This window comes from Salipiger sp. ABF4_146 (assembly GCF_056161345.1).
This window is the reverse complement of record NZ_JBSWYX010000026.1, coordinates 21,588-37,744: the sequence shown is the minus strand read 5'-3', so window position 1 is coordinate 37,744 and position 16,157 is coordinate 21,588. Positions and strand designations below refer to the sequence as shown.

Below are 16,157 nucleotides of genomic sequence, written 5' to 3'. Positions count from 1 at the left end.
CCTTGGTCATTGCGGCCCCATCACCAGATCCGGCAGCCAGAGCGTGATCTGCGGGAACCCCGCGATCAGGATCAGCACCAGGACCGGCGGGATCATCAGCGGCAGGATCGCCACGGCGAGGCGTTCGAAGCGCACGCCCGACACCGCCGACATCAGGTAGAGCCCGACGCCGAGCGGCGGCGTCGCGATGCCCAGCAGCAGTGCCAGCGTGATGATCATGCCGAACTGCACCCGGTCGATGCCAAACGCGTCGGCGGCGGGCAGCAGCAGCGGCAGCAGGATGATCTTGGCCGGCGAGGCTTCCATGAAGCAGCCGATCAGCACCAGCAGCACAATGGTGAAGGTCAGGAACACCCAGCGTTGGCTGATCGTCTCGAGGATGCCCGAGGCGAAGGCCTGCGGCACCTGCTCGAAGGCAAAGAGCCAGCCCATGATCTGCGAAAAGCCGATGATCAGCATGATCAGCGACGACAGCACCGCGCTTTCCACCAGCGCGTCCCACACCCCCTTGAACGACAGCGAGCGGTAGAACAGGCCGATCAGGATCGAGTAGCCGCAGGCGATCACCCCGGCCTCTGTGGCGGTGGCGAAACCGAAGACGATGGCGCCAAGGATGATGCCCGGCGCGACGAGCGCTGGCAGACCCTCGACCGCGGCGCGGCGGATGTCGGAGCAGCTGGCGCGCGGCTCACGCGGCATTTCAACCCACTGCGCGACGGTGCGGATGTAGAGAATGAAGCTCAGCGCCACCAGAATGCCGGGCACCACGCCTGCGAGGAACAGCCGGGCGACGGATTCATTGGCCAGCCACGCGTAGACGATCAGGCTGATCGAGGGCGGCACGATCGGGCCAACGAGCGAGGTGGCGACGGTCAGCGCGGCGGCGAACTCGGGCTTGTAACCCCGCGCGCGCATCGCCTTCACCTCAAGCTGGCCGAGGCCTGCAATGTCGGCTGTGGCCGCGCCCGAGACCCCGGCGAAGAGCAGCGAAGCGATGACGTTGACATAGGCCAGACCGGCCCGGAAGTGGCCGACGAGGGCGAGGCAGAAATTGAAGATCCGGTCGGTCAGCCCAATGGCGTTCATCAGGTTGCCGGCGAGGATGAAGAAGGGGATGGCCAGCAGCGCGGGCTTGGCCGCGCCGTCGAGGATCTGCTGCGGCACGACCATCGACATGTCGCCGAAGCCAGCCCAGTAGAGCCCGGCGATGGAGCCGGCGCCGATCGCCATGGTGACCGGCACGCCAAGCAGCATCAGCAGGATGAACCCGCCGATCACGATGAATCCGAGGGTCATTCAACGGCTCCTTGTTCCACCGGGTCGGTCTGCTTGGGAAAGGCGGCACGGGCCCCGGTGGCGATCGAGAAGAAATCGAGCACGAAATGCGCCAGTACCAGCCCTGCAGAGACGAAGAGCGGCATCGAGCGCACGTAGATCGGCAGGTCGATGCCATCCATCTTGGCGCTCTGCATCGACAGCAGCGCCGGTGCGCCGCGCAAGATCGCCAGCATGACCGCCGCGCCCACCGCGCAGGCAAACAGCGCGGCGATGCGCTTCGGCAGCGACGGCAGCCGGGTGACGAAGATGTCCACCACCACGTCACGGCGCTGGCGGACGTAAACGAAGAGGCCCAGAAGCAGCATCCACACGAACAGCAGCAGCGTCCAGCTGAAGATCCAGCCGTAGGCGACGCCGAAGGCGGATCGCGAAATGACGTTGAACAGGTTGAGCCCGACCATCACGGCAAGGCAGAGCGTCGCCAGCACCTTGAAGAGCTGCGCGATCCCGTCGAGAGCGGCGTTCAGCCCGGCGACCGGCCCGCGAGGGCCGGTGCCGGGTGTGGAGGAGGTGTCCCGGGCAGGCTTCATGGATTACTCGCCGCGCGCCGCTTCGACCGCGTCGAGCAGGCCATCGGGCAGCTCGCCGGCACTGTCGAGATCGGCGTAGAACGCCTGCATCTTCTCGACCAGCGGGCCGTTGTCGAAGTCGAAGTTCACGCTGACGCCGTCCTGCGCCTCGAGGTCGGCCTGCAGCGAGGCGGCCTGCTCGGCCAGAAGCTCGCGGCCATAGGCGGCGGCCTCTTCGTGGGCGCGGGTCATCGCGTCCTGCTGCTCGGCGCTGAGAGCTTCCCAGGCGTTCTGGTTCATCATCCAAGACACCGCCTGCGGGTATTCGTCGGTGCGGATGATGTTCGGCGCCACTTCGTAAAAGCGCATCGACTCGATCGACTCGGCGGGCGAGGTCACGGCATCGACGATGCCACGGTTCACGCCGTCATAGACTTCGCCCCACGGCAGCACCCGCACTTCGGCGCCAAGGTGGGTCCAGGCGTCAATGATCAGGTCGTTCTGGTACTGGCGCAGCTTCAGGCCTTCGATGTCCGCCGCGGTTTCCACCGGCTCGTTGGACAGCAGCGTGCGGAACGAGCCGCGCGGCATGTCGGGGATGCTGCCGAGAATGGTGATGTTCGCCTCTTCCTCGACGGTGCCGAGCCACGACTGGAACAGCTCGCCGTTGATGAAGTTGGCCCAGTGGTCGTAATCGTCGAACAGGAACGGGGCGACGGCGAAGTTGATGCCCTCTTCCCAGCGCGACATGAACGAGATCGCCGAGGGGGCCAGTTGGATGACGCCTTGGCTCAGCTGTTCGACCACCGAGTCCATCGATCCGATCTGTTCGTTGGGGTAGATGCGCACCTCGATGTCGCCGTCGGTGTACTCCTCAACCAGATCCGCGAAGCGCTGATAGGTCTGCCCCTCGAAGCTGTCGGGGGTCATCATCGAGCTGAGGCGCCAGGTTTCGGCGTGCAGCGGCAGGGCGGCGGTGGCGAGGACCGCGGTGCCGGCGAGGCGGGCAAGGAAGGACATGGGTGATCTCCTGTTGTGCAATTCGAGCGGTGCGCAGGCGGGGCGCCGCGCTTCGGAGCGATTATTTCGGACGCGCATTCTAGGCTTGTCAGTATGCACATTTTGGATAATGATGAGGCCATCATGTCAAGAGAGAATGATAGGATTTTCGACGTCCGGGCGCTTGAAGCCTTCGAAGCCGCCATGTCCTGCGGCTCGATGACCGGTGCCGCGCGCAAGCTTGGGGTCGGGCAGCCGGCGGTGACCCGGCTGGTCCGCGATCTGGAGGCCGAGGTCGGCTTTCAATTGTTTCATCGCAATGGCCCGCGCATTTCTCCGACCGATCGCGGGCTGCGATTCCATGAAGAAGTGCAACGGGTTATCGCGGGTCTGCGGCAGGTTCGCGGGCGTGCCGAGGCGATCCGAGAAGAGCGGTTGCCGTCGCTTGATATCGCTGCAACGCCGACCATGGCTGGCGGGCTCATAGGGCCGTCGCTGCAGGCTCTGGGGGATGAACTGCCCGATCACATGGACCTGCAGACGATGAGCGCCGAGCATGTCGTCCGCGCGGTGCGCAGCCGCACCTCGGATTTCGGCGTGGCAGCCTATCCGCTGGATCACATGGGGCTCGAACGGCATGTGATCTGCGAATCCCGTCTGGTGGCCGTGGTCTCTGAGTCTGCGCCCGAAGCGGACCTGAACAGCGCCGCGCCCCTGCCGCTCTCGCGGCTCGATGGCGCCCGGCTGATCACCGTGGGCAATGCCTACCGCATTCGCCATTCCATTGATCTCGCGCTCGAGGCCGAGCGGGTGCGCCCGGCGCAGACGCTCTCGACCAACTCGTCGCTCAACGCGATGATGGCCGCGCGCTCCGGGCTTGGCATTGCGCTGGTCGACCCGGTGACCGCCTTCGGAATCCCGGTCCGCGGCGTGACCGTGCTGCCGATCTCGACCGATATTCCCTATTTCTGGGGCCTCTTCAGTGCCGCCGACCGTGCCTTCGCGCCGTCGCAGATGCGCTTTGTCGAGGCCTTCCGCACCGCCTGCCAAGGCATCATTCCCGATTGCAACTTCCAAGACCCGCAGGACCCGGACCTGCTGAAACGGGTCGGAAACCTGATGAGGACGTGACCATGACTGCACCCATTGGCCTTCCCGCCCTGGAAGCCGAATTGGCCCGGCAACGCAGCCTGCTGAACCTGCCGCCGAAGGCCTGGATGCCGCAGACCACGGGCCCCGCCGGGGAAGAGGTGCTCGACGTGGCGATCATCGGGGCGGGGCTCTGCGGGCTCGCCGCGAATGCCGCGCTGGCGATGGAAGGGGTGTTCAAGGTTCGTCTCTTCGATCGTGCGCCGAAGGACCGCGAGGGGCCGTGGATCACTTATGCCCGGATGGAGACGCTGCGCACCGTCAAGGAGGCCGCCGGCCCCGCCCTCGGCATTCCGGCGCTGACTTTCCGCGCGTGGTTCGAGGCGCAATGGGGCACCGAGGCTTGGGACGAGATGGACCTCGCCCCGCGCGAGATGTGGATGGACTACATGATCTGGTACCGCGAGATGACCGGTGCCGATGTGGTCAACGATTGCGAGGTGTCCGCGATCACGCCCGAAGGTACGCTGTTCCGGCTGACCACCGCGCAAGGCGAGGTGCTGGCCCGCCGCGTCGTGCTCGCCACCGGGCTCGACGCGCTTGGTGCACCGCGTCTGCCGGCGGCGGCGCGCGGGCTGCCGCGTGGCAAGGTCTATCACTCGGCGGATGAGTTCGACGTCTCGGAGCTGGCGGGCAAGCGGGTAATCGTGGTGGGGGCGGGCGCCTCGGCCATGGACAACGCCGCCACCGCGCTGGAAGCGGGCTGCGCCCGCATGGACTTGCTGGTGCGCCGCGCCGCGATCCCGGTCATCGACAAGTTCACCGGCACCGGCTCGCGCGGGATGACCGCCGGCTACGTCGGCCTGCCTGATGAGGCAAAGTGGGACCTGATGGACGAAGGCGACCGCTTCCCGGTGCCGCCGCCGAAACACTCGGTCGAGCGCGTCGCGCGCCATGCCCACGCCCATCTGCACCTCGGAGCCGCCGTCGAGAAGGTCGAGGAAACCGCGGGCGGCCTCCGCGTGACCACGCCCAAGGGTGTGATCGAGGCCGATGTGGCGATCTTTGCCACCGGCTTCGGCGTGGCGCTGGATGAGCGCCCGGAGCTGTCGGCCTTTGCCCCGCACATCCGCACATGGGGCGATGTGGTGGGCGCAGACCGGGCGGCGCAGAACCCGGTTCTTGCCGCGCATCCGCACCTTGGAGACGATTTCAGCTTCGAGGAGAAAATCCCCGGTGCCTGCCCGGCGTTGGCGCGGCTGACCTGCTTTGCCTATGCCGCTGTGCCGAGCCACGGCAAGGTGACATCGGGCATCCCCTCGGCCAGCGAAGGCGCGCGGCGTCTGGCGTCTGGTCTGGTACGCTCGCTCTTCGCCGAAGACGCCGACCGGCACCTCGAGCGCTTCCGCGCCTTCGACACGCCCGACATGACCGGCGAGGAATGGCTGCCCTCCGACATGGCCGTCACCGCCTGACGCCATCCCGCCGCGCTCTCCAACCGACATCTCCACCGATCCAAGGACACCTCCCGTGACTGACAGCGACCTGCATTCCAAATCCCTTGTCATCGACGCCCTGCAATGCTCGGACTTCAACCGCGAGCTGCTGCTCGAGGCGCAGAAGGGCGGGGTCACCGCGATCTCGGCCTCCTCCGTGCTGTGGGAGAACTTCCGCGGCGGCATGGATTACGTCATCATGTGGAAGCAGAAGCTGGCCGAAAACGCCGACATCGCCATGCCGGTGAAGACGCTGGCAGACATCGAGCGGGCCAAGGCAGAGGGCAAGGTGGGCATCATCTTCGGCTGGCAGAACACCTCGCCGGTCGAGGATCGGCTCGACTACTTCGCGATCTTCAAGGATCTCGGGGTCAACATCATGCAGCTGACATACAACACGCAGAACTTCTTCGGCGCGGGCTACCTCGAGGAGAAAGACAGCGGGCTGACCGGTTTTGGCCGCGAGGCGGTGGACGCGATGGGCGAGGCGGGGATCATGATCGACCTGAGCCACGTCGGCATCCAGACCTCGCTCGACACCATCGCGCATTCGAAAAAGCCGGTGGCGATCACCCACTGCCTGCCGCGCGGTCTGCGCGACGTGCCCCGCAACAAGCCCGACGAAGTGTTCAAGGCCTGCGCCGAAAAGGGCGGCGTGATCGGCACCTCGCTCTTTGCGCCGGGTCTGGCCAAGGGCAACGACGCGACGGTCGCGGATGTCATCGACGCGATGGAGTACACGATGGATCTGGTCGGCGAAGATCACGTGGCGATCGGCACCGACTTCAACCACAACCGCGCCCGCCCCGGCCCGTGGCTGCTCTGGGCCAACAAGGACAAGGGCACCGGCCGCACGCTCACCGAGTTCGGTTCGGCCAAGATCACCAAGCCCGAGGGCATCCGCCGCAACGACGAATTCCCCAATCTGACCGCCGAAATGATCCGTCGCGGCTGGAGCCCCGAGCGCATCGGCAAGGTGCTCGGCGGCAACTGGATGCGGATGTTCGAGCAGACCTGGGCCTGAGAGGCCGCGCAGCGGGCCGCCCTCAAATACCATGGCGGCCCCGCGCGCGACCACATCGTGCAACGAGGCTCCTAGCGGCCTTGGCCGTGCCAAGTGAGACTGACGATCACGTCGCGCTTCGCCAGCAACGACCCCTCGGGAGGGCGGCCCAGGCCGCCCGCTCAGACCGCCGCTCGAACCGTCTGTTTCCGCGCAAGAGGTGCGCGCCAGGTCGAACAGCGCCCCTTTCGGTCCACGCCATCAAACCTTTCCGCCGCCGGACTAGCAGGCAGACCGGGCTCTGGGGCGGATTGCGCGCGCGCCGCGTTCAGTCCTCAGCGGAGAGCGACATCAGCCCGTCGAGGGCCCGCCGTGCGGCGCGCCAGCCCGAAAGGTGGTGCGCGCGCAGGATTTCGCGCAGCAGCGGCCCTTCGCGCCGCACCAAGGCGTCGAGGATTTGCTCGTGTTCACGCACCGCGCGGGCCCAGCGGTCGCCATCGCGGTTGCCGGCGAAGCGGAAGCGGCGGATGCGGGCGGATTCGCTGGCGTAGACGCGGCTGAGCGCCGGATTGCGGGCGGCGTCGACGATCTTTTGGTGGATTGTCTGGTTGAAGTGGAAGTAGCTCATCAGCTCGCCATCGCGCCAGGCGTTGGTCATCTGCTCCTGCAGCGACACCAGCTCTTTGAAGTCGGCCTCGGTTGCATGCAGGGCGGCGCGCTCCGCGGCGATGCTCTCCAGCCCGATCAGCACCTCGATCGACGCTTCGACGTCCTCGGTCGACAAGGTGACCACCGTCGCGCCGGCGTTGGGGCGGATGGAAATCAGCCCTTCGCCTTCTAGGATCTTGAAGGCCTCGCGCAGCGGCGTGCGCGAAATATTGAGCTTTTCGACCAGGACCCTTTCGTTGATGCGGCTGCCGGCCTCCAGTTCACCGCTGGTGATCATGTCGCGGACCTGCTGGGTCACGAAGGCGGATCTGGTGCCGCGTGGCGGCTCTGCGGGTTTACGGGTCATAGGGCTCCTCCGATTGCATGCAAAAATTCGCACGGCGTGACCAAAAAATGAAGATTGGGTTTGACGCGTCATTTATTGCATGCAACAGATACGGAAATCGACGCCATTCTCACCTAGGATGGCAAAAATTCCTTACATTGCATGCAAAGCAACGTAGGGGTCGATCCGGGTTGGAGGAACGCATGAATCACCACAGCTATTTTGACCGCGGAACGCGCCGCGTCGAGTGCAGCATCATCGGCACCGGCGGCTTCGGGCGCAGTTTCCTCGCTCAGGGGCTGGTGGTGCCCGGCATGTCCGTGCGCGTTGCGGTTGATCGCGACGCGGCGATTGCGGCCGAAAGCCTGCGGTCGGTTGGTATCGACGCCGCAGAAATTCGCGAATGCAGCGACGCGGCGGCGGCGCGGCAGGCCTGGGACGAGGGGGCTTTCATTGCCGCCGGAGATTTCGAAGTGGTCGCGGACCTGCCGGTGTCGGTGGTGGTCGAGGCCACGGGTTCGCCCGAGGTCGGCGCGCGCCACGCCCGCATTGCCATCGAGAAGGGCTGCCACGTGGCCATGGTGTCGAAAGAAGTCGACAGCGTGGTGGGGCCGGGGCTTGCCGCAAAGGCGCGCGAGCGCGGCGTCATCGTCTCGCCGGTGGACGGCGACCAGCCAAGCCTGCTCATCGGGCTGATCACCTGGGCCGAGGTGCTGGGGCTAGAGATCGTCGCTGCGGGTAAGTCCAGCGAGTACGATTTCGTCTACGACCGCGAGGCCGGCACGATGACCGTCGATGGCCGCGTCACCGAGGTGCCCGACTTCGCCGGTCTCGAGCGGCTTGGCGATGCCGATTGTGCGGATATGGTCGCACGGCGCGCCGCAGCCACCTCGATGCTGCCGCAGCGCGCGGTGCCGGACCTGTGCGAGATGACCCTCGTTGCGAACCATTGCGCGATGCTGCCGGACCGCCCCGACCTGCATTGCCCGATCGCCCGGATCGACGAGGTGGCGACGATGCTCTGCGAGACGGGGCAGGGGGGCATCCTGTCGTCTTCGGGCGTGCTGGACGTGTTCCACTGTCTGCGCGAGCCGGGCGAGATCAGCTTTGCGGGCGGCGTCTTCGTCGTCGTGCACTGCCGTCATGACGAGACCTGGGACCTGCTGCGCGGCAAGGGGCACCTTGTCAGTCGCACCGGCGAGACCGCGATGATCTTCATTCCGCGCCACTTGCTGGGGATGGAAGCCGCCACGACGATTTTCGAGGTGGGCCTGAAGGGCGTCTCCTCGGGGGCCGCGCAACCGGGGCACCATGTGGACCTCGTGGCTCATGCCGATCGCGATTTTCCGGCGGCCGCGCAGCTGACCATGGGCGGGCATCACCATTCCATCGACGGCGTGTCGTCGCGGATGCTGCCCGGAACCCGGCTGACGCCGCAGTCCCCGGCGCCGTTTTACATCGCGTCGAACTGCACGCTGGCGCGTGACGTCAAGGCCGGCGAACTGATCCGCATGGGCGATTTGCAGCTCGATCCGGGCAGCGAGCTTTTGAAGCTTCGAGAAGAGCAGGACCAGCGCTTCGAGCAAGCGCGGCTCTCTGCCTGACCCCGATCCAGATCACCCCGGCGCCGCGGCGCCGGTCCGAGGAACGACACGTTCAAACCATAGGGAGGAAACCATGGACTTCACTTACCGCACCTTCGCGACCGCCACCGCGTTCGCCCTCGTCGCAGGCGCTGCCGCCGCGCAGGACAGCTACCAGCCCGAACAGATCACCGCCTTCGTCGCCGCAGGCGCCGGCGGTGGCACCGACAACTTCGCCCGCACCGTCCAGCCGATGCTGGAAGAGCGGCTCGACACCAATGTCACCATCGTCAACCTGCCTGCCGCCTCGGGCGCCATGGCGCACCAGCGCACCGCGACCGCAGAGCCGAACGGCGAGTCGATCGAGTTCGCCTCCTCGACACTGATCACCAGCCGCGCCGCCGGGCAGAACCCGATCGGGCTCGACATGCTGACCCCGGTGGCACGGATGCAGTCGGACGTGCTGATGCTGGTGGTGAACCCCGAGAAATACGACAGCTTCGAAGCCTTCATGGCGGCTGCCGAAGAAACGCCGGGCGAGCTGATCATCGGCGGCACCCATGCCGCCAGCGTCGACCGCATGGCCTTTCTCGGGCTCAACGAGGCCGCAGGCCTCGATCTGAACTTCATCCCTTACGACAATGAAGGCGCGGCCTCGGCGAACCTGCTGAGCGGCAACATCGACGGCATGTTCAACGAGATCAGCGCGATCCAGGGCTATATGGAATCGGGCGAGATGATGCCGGTTCTGGCGCTGGCCGAAGATCGGCTCGAGGCCTATCCGGACATCCCGACCACGGTCGAGAACGGCTGGGATCTGACCTTCGGCAACGAGCGTGGCGTCTTCATCAGCGCGCAGACCCCGCCGGAAACCATCGGTGCGATCGAGGCGGTGTTCGAGGACATCTTCAACTCCGAGGATTATCAGGCCTACGCCGCCCGCACCTTCCTCGACGTGCGTCCCGGCTGGCTGGGCAGCGAGGAATACCGCGCGGAGCTTGAAAAGAACCTCGCGTTCTTCGAAGACCTTCTGGCCGACAACTGATCGGTGGCGGCGCCCGCTTCGGCGGGCGCCCCTTGCGGATTGGAACAGCTGAGAGCCTTCGGATGACGATTAGATTATACACTTTTGCGGGGGTCATCTTCCTCGCCGGTCTTGGGTTTCTCTGGCAAGCCATGCAGTTTCCCGGCAGCCAAGAGGTTTCGACCCTCGTAGGGCCGCGGACGTGGCCGCTTGGCGTGCTGCTTTTGATGCTGGGTCTGGTCGTTGTCATGGTCGGGCTGCTTTGGGCCAAGGGGCCGCAGCAGTTCACCGGCGAGGCCGACGCGGACCAGAGCGATGCGGCGGATGCCGAGGTTGATGCCGACGTGCAACGCGATGCGCCCACCGGCGCGCGCTGGCGGCATCTGGTCGTCTTTGGGCTGACGCTCGGCTACTCGATCCTGATGGGCTACACCGGCTATCTGATCGCCACCGCGATCTTTGCCCTGGCCATGACGCTGACCCTCGGCGAGCGCCGCCCGCTGCGCATCTGCCTCAATACGGTCATCGCGGTGCTCATCGTCAGCGTGGTCTTCGACCGCCTGCTGAACATCCCGCTGCCATAGCACGCGCCTGAAAGGATATCAGATGCTTAGCGATTTGATGGGCGGCTTCGGAGTCGTCCTGCAGCCGATCAACCTGCTGATCCTGGCCTCGGCCGTGCTGATCGGCTTCGTTGGCGGCGCCCTGCCGGGGATCAGCGGTGTGATCCTCGTGGTCATCCTGCTGCCGGTGACCTACTCGATGGAGCCCACCGGGGCCTTCATGCTGCTGACGGCGATCTATGCCTCGAGCGTGTTCTCCGGTCTGATCACCGCCATTCTCTACCGCGCGCCGGGTACGCCGGAGGCGGTGATGACCGCGATCGACGGCTACCCGATGACCCAGAAGGGCGAGGCCGGCAAGGCCTTGGGGATCGGCATCCTGTCGTCCGCGCTTGGCGGTGTGGTCGGAACCGTGGTGCTGATCGTCGCGACGCCGCTGCTGGCCGACATCGCCCTGCAGTTTTCCTCGCCGGAGTTCTTCGCGCTGGCGGTGCTTGGCCTGACGGTGGTTGCCTCGCTGGGCGGCAACCTGATCATGGGGATCATCGGCGTGTGCATCGGTCTGATCATCGCCTCGGTCGGGCTCGACCCGCTGACCGGCACGCAGCGCTTCACCTTCGGCAGCCTGACCCTGATGAGCGGCGTCAATCTGATCCCGGTGATCATCGGCCTCTTCGCCATCTCCGAGGTGCTCAAGCGCAGCCAAGAGGGCGACATTCACCTTGCCACCAAGAGCTTCCGCATCCGTATCTTCGACTGGCCGGTGATCCGCCAGATCCGCAGCGCCATCCTGCGCTCCTCGGTGCTGGGCACCGCCATCGGCATCCTGCCGGGCATCGGCGCCTCGACCGCGGCGATGGTGGCCTACAGCGAGACCGTGCGCTGGTCGAAGGACCGCCGCCAGTTCGGTCGCGGAGCCCCGGAGGGCGTCGCCGCCCCCGAGGCCGCGAACAATGCCGCGGCGATGGGCGCGCTTGTGCCGCTGTTTGCGCTCGGCATTCCCGGCTCGGGCACCACGGCGGTGATCCTCGGCGCCTTCATCGTGCACGGGCTGACACCGGGGCCGACCTTCATGAGCGGCAACACCGATCTGATCTACGCGGTCTTTGTCGGCCTGCTGATCGTCAACGTGCTTATCCTGATCTTCTCCAAGCCGTTCATCGCGCTGCTGTCGAAACTGCTCGACGTGCCCTATTCGGCGCTTGGCCCGATCATCGTGATCTGCTGCATCGTCGGCACCTACTCGGTGCAGAACTCGATGATGGATGTCTGGCTGATGCTCGGCTTCGGCATCGCGGGCTTCCTGCTCGAGAAAGTGGGCTTCCCGCTGGTGGCGATCATCCTCGGCGTGGTGCTCGGCCCGATCGCCGAAAGCGAGCTGCGCCGGTCGCTGGCCATGTCGCGCGGCGACTGGTCGGTCTTCCTCGAGCGTCCGCTCAGCGCCGTATTGCTGGCTGTCGCGCTGCTGCTCGTGGTTTTCACGGTGATCATGCCGATGATCCGGAGCCGCCGCGCGCGCGGCGCGCAGACCCGCGACGCCTAACTCCTGACCTCCCGAACCGAAGGACCCCGCCCCATGAAACTTGGATGCATCGGTGATGATTTCACCGGCTCGTCGGATCTTGCCAGCATGCTCGCCAAGAACGGCATGCGCGTCATCCAGTTCACCGGTGTGCCCGAGGGCGCCGCTCCGGCGGACGTGGACGCGGGCGTGGTGGCGCTGAAGACCCGCACCGTGCCCGTGGACGAGGCGGTGCGGCGGGCGCTTGAGGCGCTGGAATGGCTGCAGGCGCAGGGCTGTACGCAGTTCTTCTTCAAGTATTGCTCGACCTTCGACTCCACCCCCGAGGGCAACATCGGCCCGGTCACCGAGGCGCTGATGGACCGTCTCGGGGCCGAGACCGCCATCGTCTGCCCCGCCTTCCCGGCCACCGGCCGTTCGGTCTATCAGGGGCATCTTTTCGTTGGCGACAAGCTGCTGTCGGAATCGGGCATGGAGCACCATCCGCTGACCCCGATGACCGACCCCGACATCCGCCGCTGGCTGGCAGGGCAGGCGACGCGCGCGGTGGGTCATGTGCCCGCGGCCACGGTGTTTCAGGGCCCCGAGGCGATCGCCGCGGCGATCACCTCCGAGACCGAGGCGGGCCGTCCGCTGGTGGTGATCGATGCGGTCAGCGACAGCGATCTGCATACCATCGGCGCGGCGACGAAAGACCTGCCGCTGGTCACCGGCGGCTCGGGCGTGGCGATGGGGCTTCCCGCGATGCTGATGGGGGAGGCCGCGCTGCGCCCTGTCGGGGCCGGCTGGTCTGGGCAGCCGGGCAAGGCGGCGCTGATCGCGGGGTCGGCCTCGACGATGACGCGCGCACAGATCGCCCGCTGGTCCGAGAGCAATCCCGTCTTCGAGGTCACCGCCGAGGCGGTGATGGAAGAGCGTGTGACCCCGGCGCAAGCCGCTGGCGCCGCGCTCGACAGTGACGCGCCGATGCTGGTCTATTCCTCTGCCAACCCGGAGACGGTGAAGGCGGCGCAGGAGCGCTATGGCCGCGACATCATCGCCAACCGGCTCGAGGCGTTCTTTGCCGAAACCGCGCGGCAGATGGTCGACGGCGGCGTCACCCGCCTCGTCACCGCTGGCGGCGAGACCTCGGGTGCGGTCGTCGAGGGGCTGGGGCTCACCGCGCTGCGCATTGGCCCGGAGATCGCGCCGGGGGTACCGGCGGTCGCCGCGGAGGGTCGCGATCTGGCGCTGGCGCTCAAATCGGGCAATTTCGGCGATGCGGACTTCTTCGCCACGGCGCTCTCCGTGCTGGAGGGCCGGGCATGAGCGCGCTCTCGCGCCTGCGCGAACAGGTCTGCTCCTATGCCGCGACGCTCTACGAACAGGGCCTGACTCACGGCTCGACGGGCAATATCTCGGTGCGCACCCCTGACGGCGGGCTGCTGGTAACACCGACGGGCTCGTCCTTCCTGACGCTGGATCCGGCGCGGCTCAGCCTGTTCGATGCCTCGCTCACACATGTGGATGGCGATGCGCCCACGAAGGAGATGCCGCTGCACAGCGCCTTCTACGAGACGCGCGGCAAGGCAGGCGCGATCGTGCACCTGCATTCGTGCCACTCGGTCGCTCTGTCGATGATGCCCGACGCCGATACCGAAGATTTCCTGCCGCCGCTGACACCCTACCCGATCATGAAGCTCGGGCGGGTGAAACTGCTGCCCTATTTTATGCCCGGAGACCCGGCGATCGGCGACGCGATCCGCGGCCTCGCGGGCAAGCGCAGCGCGGTGATGCTGGCCAATCACGGGCCGGTTGTCGCCGGCAAGGATCTGGAAGGGGCGGTGCACGCCATTGAGGAGTTTGAGGCCGGCGCCAAGCTGGCGATGATAACCCGTGGCCTCTCGCCGCGCATGCTGAAGGAAAGCGAGGTCGCGGCCCTGGTCTCGAAGTTTGACGTGGAATGGCAGGGCTAAGACGTCTCTCCCGCTGCGCCTGTTGGTGACAGCGCCGGTTCGAAGCGGCGAGGGCGCGCCCGACGGAGCGCCGCGTCGGCCCAAATTATCGGCCCAAAAGACGTGGCTTTGCGCAAACCACGCTTCCTCGGATCCGGCCGGTTCGCGCATTGGCGCGCCCGCCGCCCACGGGCCAGCGGCGCACCACAGAGGCCGGGCAGGGGCCCATCGAAATCAGCGCCAGCGAATAGGCCTATGTGGTCAGGGCCTGCCGATGGTCCCGCCGGTCAGTCCGGCGCGAGCACGACGTTGGAGCTGTAGGACGACAGCGACGCACTGTAGACATCGGAGATCTTGCGCGTCGCCCCCTGATGCAGCAGGCACGGGACACCACAGATACCCGCAGCGACCGCGATATGCAGGCGGTTGGTCTTGATCTCGCGATGGCTCCCCACCGCCGCCAAGAAGGGCCAAATCGGACTCCGGTCGCTACCAAACGCCGAAAGATCGACGCCTTCTGGCGACCTCGCCTCTGGACGCTCCAAGTCACTTCTCATGAAGACACCCATCTTGCGGAGTTTCGGGAAGCGACGAGCTGGCGTGAAGAATGCCATGTCGTGGCAGAACTTGCCGGCCGGATGGTTCACGGCGCTCTCGCCACGGTCTCTCACCCAGAGTGAAGTCTTGGGATGCAGATCGATATCCTTGTAAGGAAGGCCGCAAGTTGCGGAAAGGATGACACCCCCACCATACGCATGGGTGGCATTCCGCAGCTTTCGGACATGGCCATAAAGAGGCGAAATTGACCCTCCGGCAGTGAATACGGGATAGAAGTCATCAGGGCAGTACATTGAAATCGTCTTGTCCAGCTCACGCCCTATGCCGCGCACGCCGTGCACCAAGCGAAACTTGAACTCATAAAAGCGCAAGAATGTCTTTGCGCCGTTGATGATCAAGGCATCGCCCCAATTTCCCTTGTGCGTCACCAAGAGGATCTCGCGACCGCTGGCTCTCTCTCGAATATCTTCAGCGAGTGCATCATAGCGGGAAAACCAGTCCTCGGGAATCGCAGGGAGTTTCCGGCTTGCCATCAGCGCCCACTTTCAGATGCATTGCGCCGTGCAGCCCGTTTTCGAGCGGAGCGGCGAAAACGGTACCACGGCGAGGGCTTTTCGACTTGCCGTACTGATGCGGCATCATCCTCAGCGTTGATGTCACTGTGTAGGTCAGCGTGTGGAATGAGCGCAGGCACCGAAGCAAGGCCCGTGCCGCGCTCGCTCAAGGCGGAATGCAGGTGCTGATCGACGGGGGCGCGCATGAGTGCCGTTTCATCAAGAAACCGCTGGGCGCCATGCCGTGACCAAATCAGTGCAGTCGTTCGCTTTGGAAAGACGAGCGCCCGAACCAGCTGTACTCCGAGGAACTCGGGACCTAACGCTTGGAAATGGCTTTTATGTTTCGGAGCGTTGCCGACATTGGCGAGTTCCCAGTCATCCGCCGCGTAACGCCGAAGCTGTTCTGTGAGTTCACTAAGGATGTGTTTAAGTTTACTCGGTATTTCGGCATCATCCTCGAGAACAATTCCAAATTCACGACCCGCTTCCAGGAATGCTTGCGCAGCGCGCTGGTGCGATCGGAAACACCCGATCTCACCGGAGGATAGCCTGCGCCCATAATAACGCAGGCACCGAAAGGCACTGTAGTGGCTGAGGTCGACAGAGGACAACGCGCGTCCGTCCGTTGCGGGCAGCCGGTGAAAGTTCACGCCTTCGTCGGCAAGCCGGCTGAAGATACGTTCTCGGCGGTCAACGCTGCGATCAAGATTGATGACTTGCAAATGAATAGCGTCCAAGGCCTCCCCCCTTTTGGCTTGAAAATATTGCAAACTAAAATAACGGCAGCCGCTTTCAAATTAGACGCGTCGGCGCAGATGCCATTTTGCTGTTACGTCGTTCTAAATCCCTCATATCATCCAGTACCTACCATCGCCAAAGGATGGGCGCGCGGTGCCAGGAACCAGCGTTGACCAGGCCCCGACGTCATCAAGGGCGCTTATCGACGCCTCGCGATCATCAGGTCTGAGGGAACGTAGCAAACATCGGG

15 protein-coding genes are annotated in these 16,157 nt (G+C 65.4%); 9 read left to right on the top strand and 6 right to left on the bottom strand.

The genetic code is table 11. From position 1 onward, the window contains the following. Positions 1-6: 6 nt before the first annotated feature. Genes ACXAJT_RS24130 through ACXAJT_RS24120 form a run of 3 tightly spaced genes read right to left on the bottom strand, consistent with a single transcriptional unit; the run spans position 7 to position 2,867 of the window. Positions 7-1,296, bottom strand: coding sequence for a TRAP transporter large permease (locus tag ACXAJT_RS24130; RefSeq protein ID WP_475240260.1), 1,290 nt, complete (start codon positions 1,294-1,296; stop codon positions 7-9). Next, the gene (locus tag ACXAJT_RS24125; protein ID WP_475240257.1) at positions 1,293-1,868 is read right to left on the bottom strand and encodes a TRAP transporter small permease; all 576 of its coding nucleotides are present in this window, start codon (positions 1,866-1,868) and stop codon (positions 1,293-1,295) included. The genes ACXAJT_RS24130 and ACXAJT_RS24125 overlap by 4 nt, the downstream gene beginning before the upstream one ends. A gap of 3 nt (positions 1,869-1,871) precedes the next feature. After that, positions 1,872-2,867 carry a TRAP transporter substrate-binding protein gene (locus tag ACXAJT_RS24120; protein WP_475240255.1) on the bottom strand — a complete coding sequence of 332 codons (996 nt, stop codon included), beginning with the start codon at positions 2,865-2,867 and terminating at the stop codon, positions 1,872-1,874. 123 nt (positions 2,868-2,990) lie between these two features. Here ACXAJT_RS24120 and ACXAJT_RS24115 point away from each other — a divergent pair, with 123 nt between their 5' ends. From ACXAJT_RS24115 to ACXAJT_RS24105, 3 genes are read left to right on the top strand one after another with little or no spacing between them, the layout of a single operon-like run. Then, positions 2,991-3,977, top strand: coding sequence for a LysR family transcriptional regulator (locus ACXAJT_RS24115; RefSeq protein WP_475240252.1), 987 nt, complete (start codon positions 2,991-2,993; stop codon positions 3,975-3,977). 2 nt (positions 3,978-3,979) lie between these two features. Further along, positions 3,980-5,410: an NAD(P)-binding domain-containing protein gene (locus tag ACXAJT_RS24110; RefSeq protein WP_475240249.1), complete on the top strand. Its 1,431-nt coding sequence runs from the start codon at positions 3,980-3,982 to the stop codon at positions 5,408-5,410. Between the two features lie 55 nt (positions 5,411-5,465). Further along, positions 5,466-6,455 (top strand): membrane dipeptidase, encoded by a 990-nt coding sequence (locus ACXAJT_RS24105; protein WP_475240246.1) that lies wholly within the window; start codon positions 5,466-5,468, stop codon positions 6,453-6,455. A gap of 307 nt (positions 6,456-6,762) precedes the next feature. Here ACXAJT_RS24105 and ACXAJT_RS24100 read toward each other — a convergent pair whose 3' ends face one another. Further along, positions 6,763-7,449 (bottom strand): GntR family transcriptional regulator, encoded by a 687-nt coding sequence (locus ACXAJT_RS24100; RefSeq protein ID WP_475240244.1) that lies wholly within the window; start codon positions 7,447-7,449, stop codon positions 6,763-6,765. 182 nt (positions 7,450-7,631) lie between these two features. On the opposite strand from ACXAJT_RS24100, the gene ACXAJT_RS24095 reads away from it, so the two are divergent. The 6 genes from ACXAJT_RS24095 to otnC all read left to right on the top strand — a co-directional run bounded on the left by ACXAJT_RS24095 (position 7,632) and on the right by otnC (position 14,075). After that, entirely contained in the window at positions 7,632-9,032 is a 1,401-nt protein-coding gene (locus tag ACXAJT_RS24095; RefSeq protein ID WP_475240242.1) for an NAD(P)H-dependent oxidoreductase, read from the top strand. 73 nt (positions 9,033-9,105) lie between these two features. Beyond that, positions 9,106-10,056: a tripartite tricarboxylate transporter substrate binding protein gene (locus tag ACXAJT_RS24090; protein ID WP_475240239.1), complete on the top strand. Its 951-nt coding sequence runs from the start codon at positions 9,106-9,108 to the stop codon at positions 10,054-10,056. Between the two features lie 62 nt (positions 10,057-10,118). Continuing rightward, a complete protein-coding gene (locus tag ACXAJT_RS24085; RefSeq protein WP_475240237.1) occupies positions 10,119-10,619 on the top strand; it encodes a tripartite tricarboxylate transporter TctB family protein in 501 nt (166 codons plus the stop codon). A 22-nt stretch (positions 10,620-10,641) separates the two neighbouring features. Continuing rightward, complete coding sequence (locus tag ACXAJT_RS24080; protein ID WP_475240235.1) at positions 10,642-12,141, top strand: tripartite tricarboxylate transporter permease; 1,500 nt, start codon at positions 10,642-10,644, stop codon at positions 12,139-12,141. A 33-nt stretch (positions 12,142-12,174) separates the two neighbouring features. Then, positions 12,175-13,428: a 3-oxo-tetronate kinase gene (gene otnK / locus ACXAJT_RS24075; RefSeq protein ID WP_475240233.1), complete on the top strand. Its 1,254-nt coding sequence runs from the start codon at positions 12,175-12,177 to the stop codon at positions 13,426-13,428. Then, positions 13,425-14,075: a 3-oxo-tetronate 4-phosphate decarboxylase gene (otnC, locus tag ACXAJT_RS24070; protein WP_475240231.1), complete on the top strand. Its 651-nt coding sequence runs from the start codon at positions 13,425-13,427 to the stop codon at positions 14,073-14,075. The genes otnK and otnC overlap by 4 nt, the downstream gene beginning before the upstream one ends. 266 nt (positions 14,076-14,341) lie before the next feature. On the opposite strand, the gene ACXAJT_RS24065 is transcribed toward otnC, so the two are convergent. Together ACXAJT_RS24065 and ACXAJT_RS24060 are read right to left on the bottom strand one after the other, a co-directional pair. After that, positions 14,342-15,145, bottom strand: coding sequence for a hypothetical protein (locus ACXAJT_RS24065; protein ID WP_475240229.1), 804 nt, complete (start codon positions 15,143-15,145; stop codon positions 14,342-14,344). Then, entirely contained in the window at positions 15,145-15,906 is a 762-nt protein-coding gene (locus ACXAJT_RS24060; protein WP_475240226.1) for a glycosyltransferase family 25 protein, read from the bottom strand. Before ACXAJT_RS24060 ends, ACXAJT_RS24065 begins: the two co-directional genes overlap by 1 nt. Positions 15,907-16,157: the final 251 nt, after the last annotated feature.